Origin of the sequence: Planktotalea sp., from assembly GCF_049680325.1 — a bacterium.
Taxonomy (GTDB): domain Bacteria; phylum Pseudomonadota; class Alphaproteobacteria; order Rhodobacterales; family Rhodobacteraceae; genus Planktotalea.
In genome coordinates this window covers 1-18,254 of the sequence record NZ_JBAUHO010000186.1, presented here as the reverse complement: position 1 = coordinate 18,254, position 18,254 = coordinate 1, and the positions used below count along the sequence as shown (strand labels likewise).

Annotated in this window: 20 protein-coding genes and 1 pseudogene; 10 read left to right on the top strand and 11 right to left on the bottom strand. The window is 54.8% G+C overall.

Features of this window, described 5'->3' with window-relative positions; genetic code table 11:
- The 3 genes and pseudogenes from WBC85_RS08560 to WBC85_RS08550 form a co-directional block, all read right to left on the bottom strand.
- Window positions 1–349 (bottom strand): annotated as a pseudogene (locus WBC85_RS08560) (hypothetical protein); the annotation flags it as partial.
- Window positions 350–352: 3 nt separating this feature from the next.
- Window positions 353–1,684, bottom strand: coding sequence for a ParA family protein (locus tag WBC85_RS08555; protein WP_424435319.1), 1,332 nt, complete (start codon window positions 1,682–1,684; stop codon window positions 353–355).
- A 48-nt stretch (window positions 1,685–1,732) separates the two neighbouring features.
- On the bottom strand, window positions 1,733–2,671 hold the full coding sequence (locus WBC85_RS08550) for a helix-turn-helix domain-containing protein (RefSeq protein WP_424435316.1): 939 nt from the start codon (window positions 2,669–2,671) through the stop codon (window positions 1,733–1,735).
- 607 nt (window positions 2,672–3,278) lie between these two features.
- On the opposite strand from WBC85_RS08550, the gene WBC85_RS08545 reads away from it, so the two are divergent.
- From WBC85_RS08545 to WBC85_RS08520, 6 genes are all read left to right on the top strand, one after another.
- Window positions 3,279–4,013, top strand: a complete 735-nt coding sequence (locus tag WBC85_RS08545; protein ID WP_424435313.1) for a 5-oxoprolinase subunit B family protein — start codon at window positions 3,279–3,281, stop codon at window positions 4,011–4,013.
- Window positions 4,010–5,011, top strand: a complete 1,002-nt coding sequence (locus WBC85_RS08540) for a biotin-dependent carboxyltransferase family protein (RefSeq protein WP_424435310.1) — start codon at window positions 4,010–4,012, stop codon at window positions 5,009–5,011. The genes WBC85_RS08545 and WBC85_RS08540 overlap by 4 nt, the downstream gene beginning before the upstream one ends.
- The gene (locus WBC85_RS08535) at window positions 5,008–5,775 is read left to right on the top strand and encodes a LamB/YcsF family protein (protein WP_424435307.1); all 768 of its coding nucleotides are present in this window, start codon (window positions 5,008–5,010) and stop codon (window positions 5,773–5,775) included. The genes WBC85_RS08540 and WBC85_RS08535 overlap by 4 nt, the downstream gene beginning before the upstream one ends.
- Window positions 5,768–7,105, top strand: a complete 1,338-nt coding sequence (locus WBC85_RS08530; protein ID WP_424435304.1) for a CoA transferase — start codon at window positions 5,768–5,770, stop codon at window positions 7,103–7,105. Before WBC85_RS08535 ends, WBC85_RS08530 begins: the two co-directional genes overlap by 8 nt.
- Before the next feature lie 109 nt (window positions 7,106–7,214).
- Entirely contained in the window at window positions 7,215–8,039 is an 825-nt protein-coding gene (locus tag WBC85_RS08525; protein WP_424435301.1) for a bifunctional allantoicase/(S)-ureidoglycine aminohydrolase, read from the top strand.
- Window positions 8,040–8,244: 205 nt separating this feature from the next.
- Window positions 8,245–8,451: a cold-shock protein gene (locus tag WBC85_RS08520; RefSeq protein ID WP_009829425.1), complete on the top strand. Its 207-nt coding sequence runs from the start codon at window positions 8,245–8,247 to the stop codon at window positions 8,449–8,451.
- A gap of 116 nt (window positions 8,452–8,567) precedes the next feature.
- Here the strand turns inward: WBC85_RS08520 and WBC85_RS08515 are convergent, their stop codons facing one another.
- The gene (locus WBC85_RS08515; protein ID WP_424435297.1) at window positions 8,568–9,065 is read right to left on the bottom strand and encodes an HXXEE domain-containing protein; all 498 of its coding nucleotides are present in this window, start codon (window positions 9,063–9,065) and stop codon (window positions 8,568–8,570) included.
- A gap of 175 nt (window positions 9,066–9,240) precedes the next feature.
- Between WBC85_RS08515 and WBC85_RS08510 the strand changes: the two genes are divergently transcribed.
- Window positions 9,241–10,209, top strand: coding sequence for a YHYH protein (locus WBC85_RS08510; RefSeq protein ID WP_424435294.1), 969 nt, complete (start codon window positions 9,241–9,243; stop codon window positions 10,207–10,209).
- 7 nt (window positions 10,210–10,216) lie between these two features.
- Here WBC85_RS08510 and WBC85_RS08505 read toward each other — a convergent pair whose 3' ends face one another.
- The 4 genes from WBC85_RS08505 to puuE form a co-directional block, all read right to left on the bottom strand.
- Window positions 10,217–10,534 carry a DUF1801 domain-containing protein gene (locus WBC85_RS08505; protein ID WP_424435291.1) on the bottom strand — a complete coding sequence of 106 codons (318 nt, stop codon included), beginning with the start codon at window positions 10,532–10,534 and terminating at the stop codon, window positions 10,217–10,219.
- A gap of 97 nt (window positions 10,535–10,631) precedes the next feature.
- Window positions 10,632–11,990 carry a uracil-xanthine permease family protein gene (locus WBC85_RS08500; RefSeq protein ID WP_424435288.1) on the bottom strand — a complete coding sequence of 453 codons (1,359 nt, stop codon included), beginning with the start codon at window positions 11,988–11,990 and terminating at the stop codon, window positions 10,632–10,634.
- 53 nt (window positions 11,991–12,043) lie between these two features.
- On the bottom strand, window positions 12,044–12,532 hold the full coding sequence (locus tag WBC85_RS08495; RefSeq protein WP_424435285.1) for an ureidoglycolate lyase: 489 nt from the start codon (window positions 12,530–12,532) through the stop codon (window positions 12,044–12,046).
- Window positions 12,529–13,926, bottom strand: coding sequence for an allantoinase PuuE (puuE, locus tag WBC85_RS08490; RefSeq protein ID WP_424435282.1), 1,398 nt, complete (start codon window positions 13,924–13,926; stop codon window positions 12,529–12,531). Before puuE ends, WBC85_RS08495 begins: the two co-directional genes overlap by 4 nt.
- A 144-nt stretch (window positions 13,927–14,070) precedes the next feature.
- Between puuE and uraH the strand changes: the two genes are divergently transcribed.
- Window positions 14,071–14,424, top strand: coding sequence for a hydroxyisourate hydrolase (gene uraH / locus WBC85_RS08485; protein WP_424435279.1), 354 nt, complete (start codon window positions 14,071–14,073; stop codon window positions 14,422–14,424).
- Window positions 14,425–14,438: 14 nt separating this feature from the next.
- On the opposite strand, the gene WBC85_RS08480 is transcribed toward uraH, so the two are convergent.
- Together WBC85_RS08480 and WBC85_RS08475 are read right to left on the bottom strand one after the other, a co-directional pair.
- Entirely contained in the window at window positions 14,439–15,191 is a 753-nt protein-coding gene (locus WBC85_RS08480) for a hypothetical protein (protein WP_424435276.1), read from the bottom strand.
- Between the two features lie 33 nt (window positions 15,192–15,224).
- The gene (locus WBC85_RS08475; protein WP_424435273.1) at window positions 15,225–16,139 is read right to left on the bottom strand and encodes a LysR family transcriptional regulator; all 915 of its coding nucleotides are present in this window, start codon (window positions 16,137–16,139) and stop codon (window positions 15,225–15,227) included.
- Window positions 16,140–16,234: 95 nt separating this feature from the next.
- On the opposite strand from WBC85_RS08475, the gene WBC85_RS08470 reads away from it, so the two are divergent.
- Both WBC85_RS08470 and WBC85_RS08465 read left to right on the top strand, forming a co-directional pair.
- Window positions 16,235–17,485 (top strand): urate hydroxylase PuuD, encoded by a 1,251-nt coding sequence (locus WBC85_RS08470; protein WP_424435270.1) that lies wholly within the window; start codon window positions 16,235–16,237, stop codon window positions 17,483–17,485.
- Between the two features lie 73 nt (window positions 17,486–17,558).
- The gene (locus WBC85_RS08465; RefSeq protein WP_424435267.1) at window positions 17,559–17,729 is read left to right on the top strand and encodes a hypothetical protein; all 171 of its coding nucleotides are present in this window, start codon (window positions 17,559–17,561) and stop codon (window positions 17,727–17,729) included.
- A gap of 7 nt (window positions 17,730–17,736) precedes the next feature.
- On the opposite strand, the gene WBC85_RS08460 is transcribed toward WBC85_RS08465, so the two are convergent.
- Window positions 17,737–18,252, bottom strand: a complete 516-nt coding sequence (locus tag WBC85_RS08460) for a CoxG family protein (protein WP_424435264.1) — start codon at window positions 18,250–18,252, stop codon at window positions 17,737–17,739.
- Window positions 18,253–18,254: the final 2 nt, after the last annotated feature.

Sequence of the window (18,254 nt, the reverse complement as noted above, 5' to 3'; positions counted from 1 at the left end):
TCTCAGGGTTAGGCCGCCATCTAGCATCAACCGGTCGAACGCGAATAGGCTGGGTTTGCCCACGCCGTTGAATGTTGGCTTTGAGGGCCTCGAACGCCTCATCGGTTTGCCAATCCCCGACGCGATCACTGCCAGCGGAATCCACAATCTGGCCAGCGTCCAGCGCCAAAGCAACCGTGCCATTCAGGATGCCCGACACCAACGAGCCATGCGTGTCATCAATACGTTGCTTGAGCAGGTTCATCGCGGAACCAGCCCACATCCCGCCCATCGCAGGCTTGGTGACGGGCGCTGTTGCTTCTTCCTCAAGCGGGGGCAGGCCAGCGTCGAGTTTACGTTTCTTTGCCATGTCTTAGCTCCAACGATCTTTGATAAATTGCGCCGCAAAACCGCGATCTTGCAGCTCTGGCCAGACCCGCTGAACCAGCGCGTCATTCACTGCGTTTGCATTTGCCATAAAGGCCTTTGCAGACGCGCGCCGCGACTTTGGCGGCAGGTATTCATAAATGCTTTTGTATTCCTCCGACGCATTCGCAATCGCGTCAGAACGGTTATACCAAACCTGAAGTATTTCGCGCGGGGCGCGGCGGTAGAGATCAAGAATCTGATCCGTGTCCTGATTGTTCTGTTCCTGAACGATGGTCGGCAAGACCACATGCTCTCCACTGCCAATCTCGATATCGGCCTCGAAGCCCATGATGAATTCAAGGTACTCACCAATATTGGAAACGTAGGTTGAAAGCGTCGCGAGATCGAAACCCTTCATGGTTTGCGGGATGACCACCGTATCCGCTGCAATCAACCCATTGAGCTGCATGAGCGTCAACGAGGGCTGCTGGTCGATGACAATAACGTCTACGGTTTCTTCCAAAGCGCGCCCATAAGCAGACATATCGAACGAACCATCCGCGCGGCGCAAATCGTTCGCAGATGTCTTTGCGCCATGCGCGCTATCCCAGTTTGAAATCGCTTCCTTTAGGATGCGGTAGACAGGAATTTGCGACTGCCGTGACAAGAAAAACAAACTGATATCGCCGTTCTGAATGTTTGCGCCGCCAGGGATAAGCTTGATGCCAGGCCAAGGGGTTTTCTGCCAGATTGCATTCAGTGCGTCAGGGCTGGGCGTGTTCAAAGTTTCTGCGCCTGGATCATCAACACCCATGAAATCCGCAAGGGTAGGGGTGTCAGGCTGGAAGAGCGGCAGCGATTCATCTGCGAAATAAAGGCTTACCGTCGCTTGGGGGTCCGCATCAATGACGCCGACGCGGAGGCCGTAAAAGAGATTAACGTATTGCGCGAAATGTGCTGCTGACAGGCTTTTCCCTGTACCGCCTTTTTGTGCGCCAAAGGTCACAACCTTCACAGGCTCACCCGGTTTGCGCCAGTGCAAATGCTGACGTCGTGCGCCCTTGTTGGAGCCGATGATCGACCGGATGAGCATGATCTCAGGCGGCGAAAACGTGCGTTCGCGGCCGATTTTTTCGCCCTCTGGGAACGCTGCTTCCTCGTTAGAAACCCTCGCGAGATAAGTAACATCGACCGAAAGAAGCTCTGCGACCTCGGTCATTGAGAAACGTCGTGCCACACGGGTTCTAAGTGTAAGGTCGCGCTGGAGCTTGGTGTTCACGCTTCCCATGACCCGCGTCATGTTGCGAATAAATTGTTCGAAGTTGCCATAGGCCATAGTAAATATATCCGCGGATATAGAAGTTAAGGATCACCCAACAGAGCGTTAGGCAGCGTGTTTTTCGGACAAGTTGAGCGATGGAGTGCCTCGTTGCAACTTGTTTTGCGTTATTTCCCACCGACGAAGGAATTGGGCAAGCACTTTGCGCAACCCTTCATCGGTAACCTGCTTCTGAGAAGTGCTCAGAAAACTCTCGAATTGTTTTTGGTTTGGGGGCTTTTTCCAATGGGTCTGCCAGCCACTTCGCACGACAGTCGCCAAGGCGTCCATACCAGCTTGCGACAGGCGGCGGGTGTGAAGGAAATGGCTCTGGGCCGATAACTCGACTGGGCTGATTGAAATGCCCAGACCGTTCCAAAGCCTCTCAAGATCAGTTTGAAGCCTGTCGTGGTTTAGTGGGAGTGGACCCGTGTCAACGAGGCAATCCTGTGTCTTAGTAATTAGGTCTTGCGGAACTTGGGCGTTGAAACTTGGGAAGGGCGCGTTCTTGGCAAGTTGGGACCATTGAGAAAAAACAGACACTAACTTGGTCTTAGTAGAGTCTATTCTCGTTTGAGAAGGCTGTGGTTGGTTTAAATGATTCTGGTTTTTAGAGTTTACTCTGCGTTCAACTGGCTGAACGGTGCATTCAGTTTTCTGAACACGATCATGCTCGGTTCGTGCAGAAATTTGTGCCCGCCAGCTTTGCCAGAAAGTGACGCTGTATTTTAGCCGGTAGTTATAGCCATTGGCCATGCGCTGGTTCAACGTTGCGACCAAATCCAACGCGCGCAGCTCGGCGATGTATCCCGAGATAGCTGCCTTCGAGCGGCCGATTCTGTCGCTGAGCTGACCAAGCGAAGGCCAGCATTCGCCGGTGCGATTTGCCATCCGGCAAAGCTCAACAAGGAGGCGGAAAGCGCCTGGAGACATTTCGATATCCATTACGTCAGAAGGTAGTGCGACATAGCCCCTGGCGGGATCAAATTCACGCGAATGCGCCATAATAGTCCTGTTCCCCGAAGCGAAATGCTTGCGGTGATTCTGGCATTCTGCTATCAAGAGGTTAGTAAAACGCGATAGCTGATGCTGTTCGTTTTGAGGGCTTTGAGTGGTTGCCGCCGCTCAGAGCCCTTACTTTTTAGGGCGGAAAATTGGTGTCTTAGCGCATTGCCTTGGTCCTTGCTCGTGCGCAAATACTGTATCCACTGCCTCAAAGCGGACGTTAATCCGGGTCGAGGATGTGCTGGTACCTGCGATCTTGCTCTTTCCTTTGTGGAAAGATGCGTGTTTCTTGTTCTAACTGCCTCTGAGACCGATTCTGATCTCTTATACGTTGTATTTGGACCATTATTTGCGCGAAAGCCATGTTTAAGGCAAGACATTCTGTGCGTTGGGATGGCATTGGATCAAAGAAACTTCAAGTGATCTAGCAAGGAATGATGCCAAGGCCTTGGAATCTAGGCAAAATTGCCTTCCAAGCCCGAGTTGGGTAAATTTCACCGCTCGTGGCGACGTATAGCCAAAAAGCAGGGCAGGGGCGAATCAACCCAATGCTTGTGCTTGAATGAGAGTCGTGCTGCACTGCGCAAATGTTGCTTAGAGGTGCTTGATGACGGCGCAGATTCCCCAGCAGTTTCCAGCCATTGCCTATATTGGCGTGGATGGTGTTTTGGTGCGCTTTGGTGATCGTGTGAGCGAAGATATCAATGCTGCTGCTTTAAGGTTTCATCAACATATCGGTGGGACACAGATTGATGGTGTGCTGGAAAGTGCACCGTCATTGACAGCCGTATACCTGCGTTTGGACATCGAGGGCGATTTGCCCAGGACGTTGCGCGACATTGAAGCTCAAGTGCAGGCGCAAGACTGGTTCGCGCCGACACAAATGGGTGGGCGGCTTTGGACTATCCCGTGTTGCTTTGACGGGCCACAATTGGCCGAAACGGCAGAGCTTGTCGGATTGTGCGAAGCAGATGCAGTCAAGGAACTGACGCAAACACAGGTCCGGGTGCTGACGATCGGGTTTGCCCCGGGGCAACCCTATCTTGGCAACTTGCCCGAGCGTTGGAATTTCCCCCGTTTGAGCAGCATTACGCCAAATGTACCAGCACGTGCGTTGGTGGCGGCGGTAAGCCAATTGGTAATCTTTGCCAATGATACGCCGACGGGCTGGCGCCACATCGGGACAACCGAATTCTACGATTTCCAAAAAGATCGTGCGGAGCCGTTTGCGTTTAAGGCGGGTGATCTGGTGCAGTTTGCTCAGGTGGGTCGGGCGGAAATTGACGCACTTGCAGATACAGCCGACGGGCTTGGCGGTGCGCGTTGCGAGGTGCTGGTATGAGCGGTTTGCTTGTTCAGCGCGTTGGCCCCGCGGTAACAGTGCAAGATGGTGGATGGGATGGCACGCTAGCAAGTGGGTTGTCACGCGGCGGCGCGGCGGATCGCCGTGCAATGGCTCAGGCTTGGGCGCTGCTTGGGGAAAGTGACACAGCATTGCTTGAAATGGCCAGCATGGGCGGGCGGTTCGTAGCGCAGTCCCCGATGCGCATCGCGCTTAGCGGTGCCAAGATGCAAGCGAGCCTTGATGGATCTGCGCTGCTTTGGAATGCGGTGCACCGCGTTGAGGCGGGGCAGGTGCTGGACATTGGCGCAGTGCAAGGCGGGGTTTACGGATATCTGGGCGTTGGCGGCGGGTTTGAGACGCCGCGGTTTTTGGGCTCGGCAAGTACGCATCGCGCTTCTGGTCTGGGGCACGTGGTGCAGGCAGGTGACGTTCTGAATATTGGATCAGACAAAAAGCCGGATCGCTTCGGTTTGATGATGCCTCATACCGCGCCAAGAACGACGCCAATACGGGTGGTTGAGACAGCGCATACTGCGCTATTCGGCGACGCGGTTTTAAAAAAGTTCCAAGATGCTGAATTCACCCGTTCCGCGCAGGGCAATCGACAGGGTGTCGCGCTGGAAGGTGATCGGAGTTTCGCGCTGGAGGGCGGCCAGTCGATCCCGTCCGAAACGGTTATCGCCGGTGACATCCAGGTGCCGGGACAAGGCGCGCCCTATGCGTTGCTGGCGGATTGCCAGACGACGGGCGGGTATCCGCGAATAGCGGCGGTTTTGCCTTGCGATTTGCCACGTGTCGCGCAGGCTGCGCCGGGGGCAAAGTTACGCTTTACGCTGATCTCGCGGGAAGAGGGAATTGCGGCAGAACTGGCAGAGAGCAAAGCGCGCGCATCCCTGGGCAAAGCCTGTCAGCCGATCTTGCGCGATCCGAACCAGATGAATGACTTGCTGTCTTATCAATTAATCAGCGGCGCAATTACAGGAGACATGGAATGACGCAAACTGTCGATCTGAATGCAGATATGGGCGAAAGCTATGGTCCGTGGATCATGGGCAATGATGCAGATCTTTTAAAGATCATAACATCGGCCAACATTGCGTGTGGGTTTCATGCGGGCGATCCTGATGTGATGGCGCAGACCATGGCGCTGGCGGTACAGAACGGCGTCGGCATTGGCGCGCATCCCGGTTTTCCAGATTTGCGCGGCTTTGGGCGTTATCGCATTCAGATGCCAATGGATCAGCTCGCGAATGCGGTGCGCTACCAATTGGGCGCAGCGCAGGGCATGGCCAAGGTGGCAGGCGGCCATGTGCGTCATTTGAAGCTCCACGGGGCGCTGGGGAATATGACTTCCGAAGACGAGGAAATGGCGAAGGTATGCTATAGCGCGGCGTTGGATATTGATCCTGACCTTTATGTGATGGTGCTGGCAGGCACGGCGCAGCAGCGCGCGGTTGAGGGCCTGGGCTGTAACTTTGCTGCGGAAATTTTTGCGGATCGCGCCTATAACGACGATGCGACGCTGGTGGATCGCCGACTTGCGGGCGCTGTGATCCATGATGCTGATGTTGCAGCCAAGCGCATGGTCGCAATGGTTCAGGAAGGCGCGATTATCACGGAAAGCGGTAAACGGATTGAAGCGCGCATTGACACGATCTGTATGCATGGTGATACGCCCGAAGCGGTTGAGATTGCGCGATCGGTTCGTGCCGCGTTGGAGGCGGCGGACATCACGGCCAAAGCATTTCCGCATGGTTAATCCGTTCTGGAACGCGATGAGCGACGCGGTTTTTGGCGAGGCCGTCGAGGCATACTCTGCGCACGGTGCGGGGCATTTGCCGTCGCATTACAAAGTTTCGGATTTTGCGGAAGCGACCGTTGGCCTTGCAGGTGTTGCACTTGCACGTTTGCGGGCAGGGCAGGGCGGACAGGTCACTGTTGATCGCCGGCTTGCTTCGCTCTGGTTTGATATGACGCTGCGCCCCGACGGTTGGGAGGCGCCATCGCTTTGGGATGCTGTCGCGGGCAACTATCGCTGCAAGGAAGGCTGGATTCGCCTGCATACCAACGCGCCGCATCATCGTGATGCGGCATTGTCGGTCCTGGGCGTGCCGGTTGATCGCGAAGCGGTGGCTGGGGCGGTTCAGGCTTGGGACGTTGCAGCGCTAGAGAATGCGATTGTCGCAGCAAACGGCTGCGCCGCTCAAATGCGCAGCGCCGAGGCGTGGGCAGAACACCCCCAAGGGCGCGCGGTGGCGCAGGAGCCTCTGGTGCATTGGCAAGACCATGGCAGCTGTTCGCCTGCACCGATTAAAAGCTTGAACGGTATCAGAGTGTTAGATCTGACGCGCGTTCTTGCGGGGCCTGTTGCAACGCGGTTTCTGGCCGGCTTTGGCGCAGAGGTTTTGCGGATTGATCCACCTGGTTGGAACGAACCCGGCGTCGAGATGGAAGTGACACTAGGCAAGCGGTGTGCAGGACTTGATCTGACCCGCGCGAATGATCTTGGGCGGGTGAAACAGTTGCTAAGCGAGGCGGATGTTTTCGTGCATGGCTATCGCGGCGATGCTTTGGAAAGGCTTGGTCTGGGGGACGACGTCCGCCGCGCGGTTAATCCAAGGCTGATTGATGTGCGGTTGAATGCCTACGGCTGGAGCGGTCCTTGGAAAAACCGGCGCGGGTTTGATAGTCTCGTGCAGATGAGCTGTGGCATTGCGGCGCTTGGGATGGCTGAAGAGGGAGCGAGCAACCCCGTGCCTTTGCCCGTTCAAGCGCTGGATCATGGAACCGGATATTTGATGGCCGCTTGTGTTCTGGAGGCCTTGGCCGCGCGCGCGCAAGGGCGGATCAAATCGGCGCGCGTTTCTCTGGCGCGCACGGCGCATCTGGTGATGCAACATCGCTGCGCGCTTGAGCGCACGGGCGCGATTGCTTCGGCGGCAGGTGATTTTGGCGAGGTGCTAGAGCAAACAGGCTGGGGGCCTGCACATCGGATCAAAGCACCCCTGCAGGTTATGGGAGCAGGTCCGCGTTGGAGTGTCGGAGCGGGGCCGTTGCGGCGCGATCCCGCAGCGTTTGGAGCGCGTTGAATTCTCGCTTGATTGTCAAATAATTACGAATGTTGCTTCAGCTTTTCAAAGGCTTGGCGTGGCGCTAGTCTGAGGCCAGATCGATAGTACCCTTTGGTTGGAGCAGATCATGACGAAGCGCACATATTTTGCCCCCCGCGGCGGTCACCCGGGGCAGGAGCAGATGCTGACCAGTCAGGCCGTGTTCACCGAAGCCTATGCGTTTCTACCTGCAAGCACGATGCGCGATATCGTGACCAGCTTTTTGCCGTTCTGGGAGAAAACGCGCCTTTGGATCATTGCGCGGCCGATGACGGGGTTCGCCGAGACGTTTTCACAATACATCATGGAAGTGCAGCCCGGCGGCGGCAGCCAGCGTGCGGAGCTTGATAAAAACGCGCAGGGTGTTTTGTTTGTGGTTGAGGGCGAAATCACTGTTAGCTTCAAGGGCGAGAGCCATGTGCTAACAGAGGGCGGATATGCCTATCTGCCTGCGGGTATGGAGTGGACGCTGCTGAACAACGGCAAGGACACGGCCCGTTTTCATTGGGTGCGCAAAGCTTATGATGCGATAGATGGGCTGGATACGCCCGACCCGATCATCATTAACGAGAATGATATCGCGCCGACCGTCATGCCTGATACGAATGGCGGCTGGGCGACGACGCGGTTCGTCGACCCTGCCGATCTGCGCCACGATATGCATGTAACTATAGTTACGCTGATGCCCGGAAATGTGATTCCCTTCATGGAAACCCACGTGATGGAACACGGGCTTTATGTGCTGGAAGGCAAAGCTGCGTATAAATTGAATGCAGATTGGGTCGAAGTTGGCCCCGGCGATTTCATGTGGCTACGCGCTTTCTGCCCGCAAGCATGTTACGCGGGTGGGCCGGGACCTTTCCGATACTTGCTCTACAAAGATGTGAATCGTCACGCAAAACTCGGACTTTGATTATCGCCGTTGCGTAAGCATGCAATCGCCGCTCGCACGGCCTGCAATAATTAGAATCTCTTGCTATTTCGCCCGTTCGGGCCTATATGGGCATTGCGACGTTACCACTATCGACCCCACTGCTCCTTAATTCGGCTCAGTCTTCGATCTTGCACTGACTAGCCGACCTGCCGCATTCCGTGGGCAGTATATTAGGAGAATTACGATGGCTACTGGCACCGTAAAATGGTTTAACACTACAAAAGGCTTCGGCTTCATCGCGCCAGACGGCGGCAGCAAAGACGTGTTCGTACACATCTCTGCAGTTGAGCGTTCCGGCCTGACAGGTCTTGCCGACAACCAGAAAGTTACTTTCGACATCGAGCCCGGCCGTGATGGTCGTGAGGCAGCGATCAACATCGCACTGGCATAAGCCAGCGTCCCTATCGGGACTGTTTGAAAGTTAAGAGATTAGGGCGCTTCGGAAACGGAGCGCCCTTTTTGCAGTTTGGGTTAAGCAGCCTACACTTATTTCAGAATAGGCCGGGCCTATCGCGTATTTTTTAGCAGGAAGCTTTCTTGAAAAGCTCTCGCAACCCAGAACAGGGCGGGGAGGCTGGTAAGCAAACCAAGCCCGATCCCCATACCCCAGACAAGTATCGTCGATATGTCCATTTGATGTGTTCCGACCAACATGCCCAAAAAGCCAACTCCAGTTGGGAGAACCATCAAAAGACCTGTTGCAGTGCCGGGCATATAGCTTTGTGTTTTGAGGGTGAGAAAGAGATGTGGAACAATCGCGTTGACGATCATTGCCACTGAATAGCCTGCCAGAATAGGGATGCAAATTTTGGGATAAATGCCAAATGTGATCGCGATGCTCAGCCCAATTGCAACGAGAGATAAGGTGTAAGTCGCAAACCGGAATTCGAAAGCGATTAGCGGCTTTTTCCAATGTTTTGGTTCGTTGCTCCAGGCTGGCAGCCAAATGGCTTCTTCCAGATTGTGAAGGACGATTGCGCAACTAATAAGCCATGACATTTCCATGTGAGGGTTCAGGCTCCTATCAGTTGGCCCATGTTATCTGCGGGACTAATCCAAGTCGATTGGGATCGTTGATTGTAATTACCCAAGTGCGTCGACGAAATCAGATTGCTCGGCGACGGAAATCTGGGATCAGGACGTATTAACCTGTGCGTACGCCAATTTGATCGGAACTACGATGAAGTCTGTTTATTTTCTCGCCCTTGCGACCTGTCTTGCCACGCCTGCCTTTAGTGACGCCGCTGGTGATCGTTTGGCGGGCATTGCGCACTTCTTCGAGAACGCCCGCGTTCTTGCAGGGCCAAACATTGTGGATTGCAAGTTATCGAAGGGCACCCAAACGAAGTGCTTTGCAATCACGGTAAAGGCAGAGCCAAAAGACTACACGCCCGGGCCATGGTGTCCGACGTCGATCACTGACGGGCCTGACAAAAGCGGTGTCTGGTTGGAAGGGGGCGCTGTTCTGGATGTTGACGGCGATTTCATCACCAACCTTCCGACGCTTTACGGCGATGACACCTGGCAGTTGTTTGACCCGGCAACAGGCAAGGTGCGGGTAACAGACAGCAAAGCTGCATGCAAAGCGGCGGCGCGCCCCGATGTAGACCCTGCGTACAACAATTACTGTGTCGAATGTCTGCCCGAATACATGCCCGAGGATGCAAGCATCACCTATGTTATCCCGCTAGCGCCGCAACGCACATGGTTCACCAACCGCGCGCAACCCGCGGGCGTCGCCAACAACGGCGTACGTTTGGACGGACCCGCGCCAGTGGATGCAATTCTGGCCGCCCATACGATTGCGCCGTTCGATGATTGTGGCGGGCATGTGAACACCCATGTCGGCTATCATTATCACATCGCGACGGACTGTCTGAAGGTCGCACAGATTCGTGAAAATCACGCTGGCCAGATCGGAATTGCGATGGATGGCTTTGGCATTTTCACCCATCTGCTGGCCGATGGGACTGCCCCCGATGATCTGGACAAGTGCAATGGCCATGAAGCGGCAACTTTAGGCTATCACTATCACGCGGGCGCTGCTGGATCGAACGCGATCCTGTCGTGTTTGCGCGCCGAAACAGGCTGTGCCCTAGAAGATGGAAGCCAGACCTGCGATGCGACCGTGCGCCCCCCGCGCCCCTAGCCGAATATTAGGAAAGACACTGGGCGAGCAGGGCGTCCGTGTCTTTCTTTGCAACATCTTCAAGGCGCTCAAACTTTAGATGACGACGTTTCTTGCCAGATCCCTCCAGATGGTTGTTAGGATCACCAAGCGCGACCCCATCGGAAAATTCTAGCGAAACATGATCTTTGTATTGAAAAATTCCGCCGACGAATTTCTTGTCGCTTTCAGGATCAGGGCACATGACTTCGCCACCATATTTCGGAACGAAGCGGATATCGGGGGCCATGTTGTTGATGATAGTTTTCAAAACTGAAATGATGTTTTGCGCGGTAGATTGATCCATTTGGCATTCGTCCTTTTGAACCAGCTTAGCTATATCAAGCTAAAAAAGGCGCCCCAAAACGGAGCGCCTTTTCGTAGTTTTAGAGTAGCGACTTGGATTAGTCGTCAAGTTCTTCTGGCAGAACCAGATTCAGGATGATTGCCAAGCCAGCGGCAGGCAACAGGCCAGATGTCAGCAGGATCTGCAGTGTCTTTGGCATGTGCTGAAGCGCGGAAGGCTCAAGCTGAAGACCAAGACCGATAGACAGGGAGATCGCGAAGATCACCATGTTGCGGCGGTTCCAGTTGACGTCTGCAAGCATATTCACACCAGCCGCAGCAACCATGCCGAACATTACAATCACACCGCCGCCAAGGACGTTGATTGGAACCGTGCGGATGATCGCGCCGACCATTGGAATGAACCCACAGATAATCAGGAAGATCGCGCCGATGGTGACGACGTGACGGCTCATGATGCCTGTCATGGAAATCAGACCAACGTTCTGGCTGAAGGATGTGTTTGGCAGACCGCCAAACACGCCGGCAATCGCCGTGCCTAGACCATCAGCATAGGTTGCACCTGTGATCTCTGTATCTGTTGCTTCGCGGCCTGCACCGCCCTTGGTGATGCCGGAAACGTCGCCAACTGTTTCAATCGCTGAAATAACGGCCATGAAGCACATGCCGATGACGATCGCCATGTTGAATTCGAAACCCCATTTGAACGGTAGCGGCGCTGCAAACAGTGCTGCTTTACCAACATTGCCAAAGCTCACCTGGCCCATCAGGTAGGCCACAATGTAACCAACGATGATACCGATCAGAACGGCTGCAACAGACATCATGCCTTTAGTGAAGAACTTCAAAGCCAACGTGACAACGATCACAACAAGCGCAGGAAGCCACATCGCCATTGAGCCGAATTCGGGCTTGCCCATCAATGGAACGCCGCCAGCCGCGTATTGAATACCGACTTTCACAAGCGAAAGACCGATCATCAGAACGATCAAACCTGTAACGAGCGGTGGCAGGGCAAAACGGATCTTGCCGATGAAGGTGCCGAGGATCATGTGGAACAGGCCACCGATCATCACGCCTGTCATAAGGCCCGCAAGGCCCGCTGTGCCAAGACCTGCAACCGCTGGGATCATGACGGGTAGAAAGGCAAAGCTTGTTCCCTGAACGATGGGCAGTTTCGCACCCGCTGGACCGACGCCGATAGTCTGGATCAATGTCGCGATGCCCGCAAAGAGCATGGACATCTGGATCATATAGGTCATGTCCGGAAAGCCGAGCGCGCCTTGATCGGAGCCAAAGCCGATACCTGCCGCGCCGCAAACGATAATTGCGGGCGTTACGTTGGATACGAACATTGCCAGTACGTGCTGGATGCCCAGCGGAACCGCTTTCGCGAGTGGTGGTGTATAATTCGGATCGCGAAGCTGTTCCGCTGTCCCTAGTGAAGTATCAGCCATTGGTATTCTCCCCTTATAGCCGTGAGTGGTGGCCGCTTCTGCGTCGGCCGTATTTAGCCCCTTACCACAATATGTGGTGTTTGGAGCGAAAATTCTTCTAAATTGTTGCCATCGCCAATGCGGTCAACAACGGCGAATTGTCCTGAACCGCTAAGCGGCGTCAGAACGCCGTGCCATGTGCCTTTGTGAAAGTTGATGCCTTGGCCGGGTTCGGTCACAAAGGCGATGGGTGTTCCGGGTGTGCCATCCTCATCTGGTGCAACGATGACAAGAAAGCCATTTTCGCTCATCGGGATAAAGGCTTGCGAGCCGAGCGGATGGCGTTCGACAAGATTGAATTCGTAGGGCAGCGCGCGCAATTGGGCTTTGAAAAAGCTGATGCCAGCACGGCCCGTGCCAAAGTCCATTTGCGCGCGGTCATGATAACGACCACATTTGCCGAGGTTGATGATCGCGTCGGGATCGCCTGAACAATCAATCAAGTCGCCGAAGGGCGCGAAGGCCTCGGCGGTGATGGGTTGAAGGGCGATTTGCACGCTCATGGAAGGATATCCATCAGGCGGAAATCAGCGATGCGTTCGACCTGTTTGCAGGCTTCGGCGAATTCTGTGTCACGTGCATTGTTAATGCGGGTTTTAAAGGCGGCCAAGATGCTGGCTTTGTCATAATCGCGCACGGCGATGATGAAGGGAAAGCCGTGCTTGGCGACGTATTGGGTATTTAGTTCCGTGAATGCCACCTTTTCGTCGTCCGTCAGATGATCTAGGCCAGCCGCCGCCTGCTCGGCTGTGCTTTCGGCGGTCAGGCTTTTGGCCTGCGCCAGCTTGCCTGCAAGATCGGGGTGGGCGGTGAGAACACCAAGGCGTTGCTCTTCGCTGGCAGAGCGGAAGATACGGCAAAGCGCGTTGTGCAGGCCGACAGCTGTGTCATGCACAGGTCCAAGTTCCAGATCATACGCGCCGTCGGCGATCCACGGGGAGTGTTCGAAGATGGAGCCGTATTTAGCGACAAACATCTCGCGGTCCATGCGCGAGGGGCGTTCATAACGTACATGCGGGTTCTGAGCCGCCCAATGATCTGCGATCTGCTCGCGCGTGGCGAACCAGACGCCCTCGTGGCTGTTGGCGTATTCTAGGAAATGCTGAAGTGCCTGCGCACGGCCCGGGCGGCCCATCAGGCGGCAATGCAGACCTATAGACATCATGCGCCCGCCTTCAGCGTAAAGCACATCAAAACTGGCTTTGAGATATTCAAAGAAATGCGCGCCTGTGTTGAAGCCCTGCGGCGTGGCAAAGCGCATGTCGTTGGCGTCCATTGTATAGGGCACGACAAGCTGGTCGCGATCGCCGAACTCCATCCAATAAGGCACATCGTCCGCGATGGAATCGGCAACGTATTTGAACGTGCCGTTCTCGGCAGCAAGGCGCACGGTATTGTCAGAGCAACGGCCAATGTAGAGGCCAGCAGGCGCTTGTCCGACGACTTCGGTGTGCAGGCGGATCGCTTCGTCAAGATCGGCCTTTTCCACCTCTGGCGTGGCATCCTTATATTCGATCCACTTGAGCCCGTGGCTGGCGATTTCCCAGCCAGCCTCTTTCATCGCGCGCACCTGCGTTGGGGCGCGTGCCATCGCAGTTGCGACGCCGTAAACCGTAATCGGCGTATTTTCCAGAAGGCGGTGCAGGCGCCAGAACCCGGCCCGCGCGCCGTATTCGTAAATCGATTCCATGTTCCAATGGCGCTGGCCCGGCCAAGCGGCTGCGCCAACAATCTCGGACAGAAACGCTTCGGACGCGGCATCCCCGTGCAAGATGTTGTTTTCGCCGCCCTCTTCATAGTTCATCACAATTTGCACTGCGATCTTTGCGCCATTCGGCCAATTGGCCGCTGGCGGTGTCGCGCCGTAACCATGCATATCGCGGGGGTAACGTGTCATGGGGCCACTCTCCTTGGTTAGATTGTGATAAACCAGAAAATCGGAAGTTTCTTTCAAAAAAAAACGAATGCACTTTAGGGTCGATCAAACTACCATCGTCCTGCAAACAAGTGCATATTTTTCAGGCAATTTATGGAGAGTGCAATGGCCGGATATTTGACAACCCACGTTCTAGACACAGCACGCGGTTGCCCCGCTGCAGGGCTAGAGATCGAATTGTTCCGCATTGATGGCGAGACACGAACCAAGCTAAAATCAGTTGTCACCAATGATGATGGCCGCACCGATACGCAGATCCTGCCCGAAAGTGAATTCGAGCTGGGTGAATACGAGTTGGTCTTTAACTGCGGTGCCTATTTCGACGCCTGCGGCGTACCCGCCGAAGAACCACGATTTTTGAACGTGGTTCCTTTGCGTTTTGGCATGTCGGAGAAGGCGCACTATCACGTGCCGCTTTTGGTTTCGCCGTTCAGCTATTCGACCTACCGGGGGAGTTGAGGGGCGCTCTCGGTCTATTGCGACTTAGCATCCGAGAGCCCAAAACCACGTGCTTCACATCCAAGATCGGATTTCGATTTATCCGCAGCAAAAGCGTTTTTGGTTTCATCTGGAATTAGCGCGCCTCGGCCAAAAGCGTATGAAACCAGCTTTTTATTGATCTCTGCTTCAAAGCAACCGCTTACGCCGTCGACTTCTTTGCCCCCTGAAAAGGACGCTTCGACGACTTCAAAGCACAGATAGCGGCTCTGAATTTTTTCACATGCTCTTTCGTCGCTTTCGGTTTCGCCTTTTTTGTTCCCGCTCCACGCGGTTGTATAAATGCTGCCATTGGCGACATTCTTTGCTTTTCGCGTCGAACCCGTCTCTGAAGCTATGGCAACGCAATAGGCGTCGCCTTTGTTGATTATTCCAGCGCTGATGAAATTCTTGACCGGATTCTGGGCCAACAAAGGTATGCCACCCGTCGCACTTGCGATGGCGGTAAATATTGCATCAACTGCCAGGTCTCCCACGCCGCCATCCTTGCCTGCGCTGCACATAAATATGAATGTGACATTGTCGTCAGAATTAACGGCTACCACTTGGGTTTTTTCGCCGATCTCGTTTCCGGGCGGTCCGAGAGCCTCGGAAATCGTATCTTTTATTTGTTCCAATACCGTCTCAGCGGCACTCTGAAGAGGTAGGAAGAGCAGCGTTAGAACGCATAAAAGTCTCTTCATAATGTTCCCTGTTCTAAGTTCTTTTGAAGAAAGACAACTAGTCACAGCGTAAAAATCATAAACTTACTGAGATGATAGTCAGGCTTTCCCTGGTTTCAAAGCCCCTTCCATCCGTTCAATCATAAATTCCATGAACAGGCGTGCTTTCGGGTCCTGGTGACGTCGATGGGTATAAAGACAGGCCATTTGTACGGGAAGGGGGGGTGTCTGCGCGGCGACTTGTACCAAGGCGCCAGAGGCCAGATGGTCCGCAATCTCGAACACGGGGCGCAGGGCGATACCAGCGCCCTGGAGCGCCCAATCGGTCAGCACGTCGCTATCGTCGCTCTCAAATCGCCCCTGCACGTCGAACTTGCGGGGACCGTCGTCGGTGGAGAGTTCCCATTGAAATTCTGTCGCACCGGGGAAGCGCAGATTGAGGCAATTGTGTTTGCCGCGATCAATGTCTGCGCCGCTTTTGGGGTGGCCATGCTGCACAATGTAGGACGGGGCCGCACAGAGGATACGTTCGCAATCAGCGATCTTACGGATGCGCATGTTTGAATCTGCGGGGCGACCAAGAAAGAATGCGATGTCTAGGCCTTCGGCGGTAAGATCAATCTTGCGATCACTGAGGCGCAGGCGCACGTCTACAAGCGGGTATTCAGCGACAAAGCCCGGGACATTCGGCGCAATCAGGCGCCGTCCGACACCGAGCGGGGCCGCGACATGCAGCGTGCCACGCGGGTTTTCTGTAGCATCGCCAATGCCTGCTTCTGCGGCTTCGACGGCTTCCAGGACTGAGCATGCCCCAGTGTAAAAGATGCGCCCTTGTTCGGTCGGTGTCAGGCTGCGTGTGGTTCGTTGGAAAAGGCGCACGCCGAGGTGCGATTCAAGCTGTGAAATGCGCGCAGAGGTAACCGCGGGTGAAATTCGCTGATCGCGGGCGGCTGCGGACATGCTGCCCAATTCGTAGATGCGCACGAAGGTGCGGATGTTATCAAAATAGGACATTGTGCGGAATTTTTTGACACTCTTTGTTTAATGGCAATTATAGCGGAAGAATCCTCGAATGGGTAGGCTGCAACAAAACGAAAGAGGATACGCTGATGTATGATCTGGCAATTATGTGGGACTGGCTCGCATTTGTGGTGCGGTGGCTGCATGTCATCACGGCAATGGCTTGGATCGGGGCGTCGTTCTTCTTTATCGCGCTGGACCTTGGTTTGAAGAAAGCGCCCAACATGCCTGCGGGCGCGTCGGGTGAAGAATGGCAGGTCCATGGGGGCGGATTTTACCACATCCAGAAATATCTGGTCGCACCTGAAAACATGCCCGAACATCTGATCTGGCACAAATGGCAAAGCTATACGACATGGCTCTCGGGGGCGGCTTTGCTGATGATTGTTTATTGGGCGGGCGCGGAGTTGTTCCTGATTGATCCAGCCAAGGCCGATCTGTCTGCATGGCAGGCGATTGTTATTTCGGCTGGCTCGTTAACCATTGGCTGGATCGCCTATGATTTTCTGTGCAAGTCCAAGCTGGGTGAGACACCGACGTTGTTGATGGTTTTGCTCTTCGTGATCCTTGTCGTGATGTCCTACGGCTACAACGAGATATTCACGGGTCGTGCGGCTTTGCTTCACCTTGGCGCGTTTACGGCGACGATCATGACCGCGAACGTATTTTTCATCATCATGCCGAACCAGCGAATTGTTGTCGCTGACCTAATGGCGGGCCGCACACCTGATGCGAAGTACGGCAAGATCGCCAAGCTGCGCAGTACGCATAACAACTATCTGACACTGCCTGTGATCTTCCTGATGTTGTCCAATCACTATCCGCTTTCCTTCGGGACGCAGTATGCCTGGATTATTGCGTCATTGATCTTTCTGACGGGCGTCACCATTCGTCACTATTTCAACACGCTGCATTCAACGGGCAAGGGACCAAGCTGGACATGGGCGGTGACGGTGATCTTGATGATTATCATTGCCTGGCTTTCAACCGCCAACACATGGGAGCAGGATTACGACACGGCCGAGGCACAGCCGCTTTCAACGCATCAAGAAATGCTGGTGGCTTCGGCCGGCTTTGAGGAGGTTGAGGAAATCGTTCTTGGTCGCTGCTCTATGTGCCACGCGCGCGAACCTAGCTGGGACGGTATCCGCTGGGCCCCCAAAGGTGTATTTTTGGAAACGCGCTATGACATCGTGCGCGCCGCGCGCGAGGTCTATTTGCAAGCCGGGGTATCTCACGCGATGCCGCCAGCGAACATCACCGATATCTCTGAAGAAGACCGCGTGAAGATCGTGCGCTGGTTTAAGGGCGCAGGCAAGGTTGCGGCGGTCGAGGGCTAGGCGCTGACTTGGCAATTTGTGTTCACAAGTTGCAAGCCGCGTCGAGCCATACAGGGGCTATGAAAGCCTGTTGGTGAAAGACAATAAATCGCTGACGTTGGAAACGTTCCACTATCAAATGCACCATCGCTATTTCGAGCTGAACTTCGGCAATCTAGAAGTTCCGTGGGACAAATGGTTTGGCACTTTTCATGATGGAACGGTTGAGGCACATGAGCGCCTGACATCGCGGCGCGGCCGTTAGCCGGCAATCATCCTTTTCGCAGCTTGTTGAACCAGCCTTTCTTTGGCTTGTCCTCACTGGCATCTTCTTCATCCCCGTCAACAGGCGCGCCGACTGCGTCCTGAAATGAGGTAAAAAACTGATCGGCCATCTTCTTGGCAAAGCCGTCAATGATGCGGCTGCCAAGCTGGGCAAGCTTGCCGCCGACTTTCGCCTCTACATCGTAGTGCAAGATCGTTTGATCGCCGTCTTCTTCAAGGCGGACATTCGCACCGCCTTTGGCAAACCCAGCGGCACCACCTTTGCCTGCACCTGTTAACGTCAGGCTTTCGTTTTCGACCCTGTCGCTTAATTCAACAGCGCCTTTGAACGTTGCCTTTACAGGTCCGACCTTTTGCACGACGGTTGCTTCAAAGCCGGTTTCGGCAGAGCCACTCATGTCCTGACAACCGGGCACGCAAGCAGCGAGAACTTCAGGATCAAGCAACGCTGCGTAAACAGTCGCGCGATCTGCGTTGATAACTTTTGAATCGCTCAGGTTCATTT

Bases quoted from the DNA above. Each gene is read 5' to 3' on its own strand.
- WBC85_RS08555 (WP_424435319.1), bottom strand. From the start codon at position 1,684: ATGGCCTATGGCAACTTCGAACAATTTATTCGCAACATGACGCGGGTC.
- WBC85_RS08550 (WP_424435316.1), bottom strand. From the start codon at position 2,671: ATGGCGCATTCGCGTGAATTTGATCCCGCCAGGGGCTATGTCGCACTA.
- WBC85_RS08545 (WP_424435313.1), top strand. From the start codon at position 3,279: ATGACGGCGCAGATTCCCCAGCAGTTTCCAGCCATTGCCTATATTGGC.
- WBC85_RS08540 (WP_424435310.1), top strand. From the start codon at position 4,010: ATGAGCGGTTTGCTTGTTCAGCGCGTTGGCCCCGCGGTAACAGTGCAA.
- WBC85_RS08535 (WP_424435307.1), top strand. From the start codon at position 5,008: ATGACGCAAACTGTCGATCTGAATGCAGATATGGGCGAAAGCTATGGT.
- WBC85_RS08530 (WP_424435304.1), top strand. From the start codon at position 5,768: ATGGTTAATCCGTTCTGGAACGCGATGAGCGACGCGGTTTTTGGCGAG.
- WBC85_RS08525 (WP_424435301.1), top strand. From the start codon at position 7,215: ATGACGAAGCGCACATATTTTGCCCCCCGCGGCGGTCACCCGGGGCAG.
- WBC85_RS08520 (WP_009829425.1), top strand. From the start codon at position 8,245: ATGGCTACTGGCACCGTAAAATGGTTTAACACTACAAAAGGCTTCGGC.
- WBC85_RS08515 (WP_424435297.1), bottom strand. From the start codon at position 9,065: ATGGAAATGTCATGGCTTATTAGTTGCGCAATCGTCCTTCACAATCTG.
- WBC85_RS08510 (WP_424435294.1), top strand. From the start codon at position 9,241: ATGAAGTCTGTTTATTTTCTCGCCCTTGCGACCTGTCTTGCCACGCCT.
- WBC85_RS08505 (WP_424435291.1), bottom strand. From the start codon at position 10,534: ATGGATCAATCTACCGCGCAAAACATCATTTCAGTTTTGAAAACTATC.
- WBC85_RS08500 (WP_424435288.1), bottom strand. From the start codon at position 11,990: ATGGCTGATACTTCACTAGGGACAGCGGAACAGCTTCGCGATCCGAAT.
- WBC85_RS08495 (WP_424435285.1), bottom strand. From the start codon at position 12,532: ATGAGCGTGCAAATCGCCCTTCAACCCATCACCGCCGAGGCCTTCGCG.
- puuE (WP_424435282.1), bottom strand. From the start codon at position 13,926: ATGACACGTTACCCCCGCGATATGCATGGTTACGGCGCGACACCGCCA.
- uraH (WP_424435279.1), top strand. From the start codon at position 14,071: ATGGCCGGATATTTGACAACCCACGTTCTAGACACAGCACGCGGTTGC.
- WBC85_RS08475 (WP_424435273.1), bottom strand. From the start codon at position 16,139: ATGTCCTATTTTGATAACATCCGCACCTTCGTGCGCATCTACGAATTG.
- WBC85_RS08470 (WP_424435270.1), top strand. From the start codon at position 16,235: ATGTATGATCTGGCAATTATGTGGGACTGGCTCGCATTTGTGGTGCGG.
- WBC85_RS08460 (WP_424435264.1), bottom strand. From the start codon at position 18,252: ATGAACCTGAGCGATTCAAAAGTTATCAACGCAGATCGCGCGACTGTT.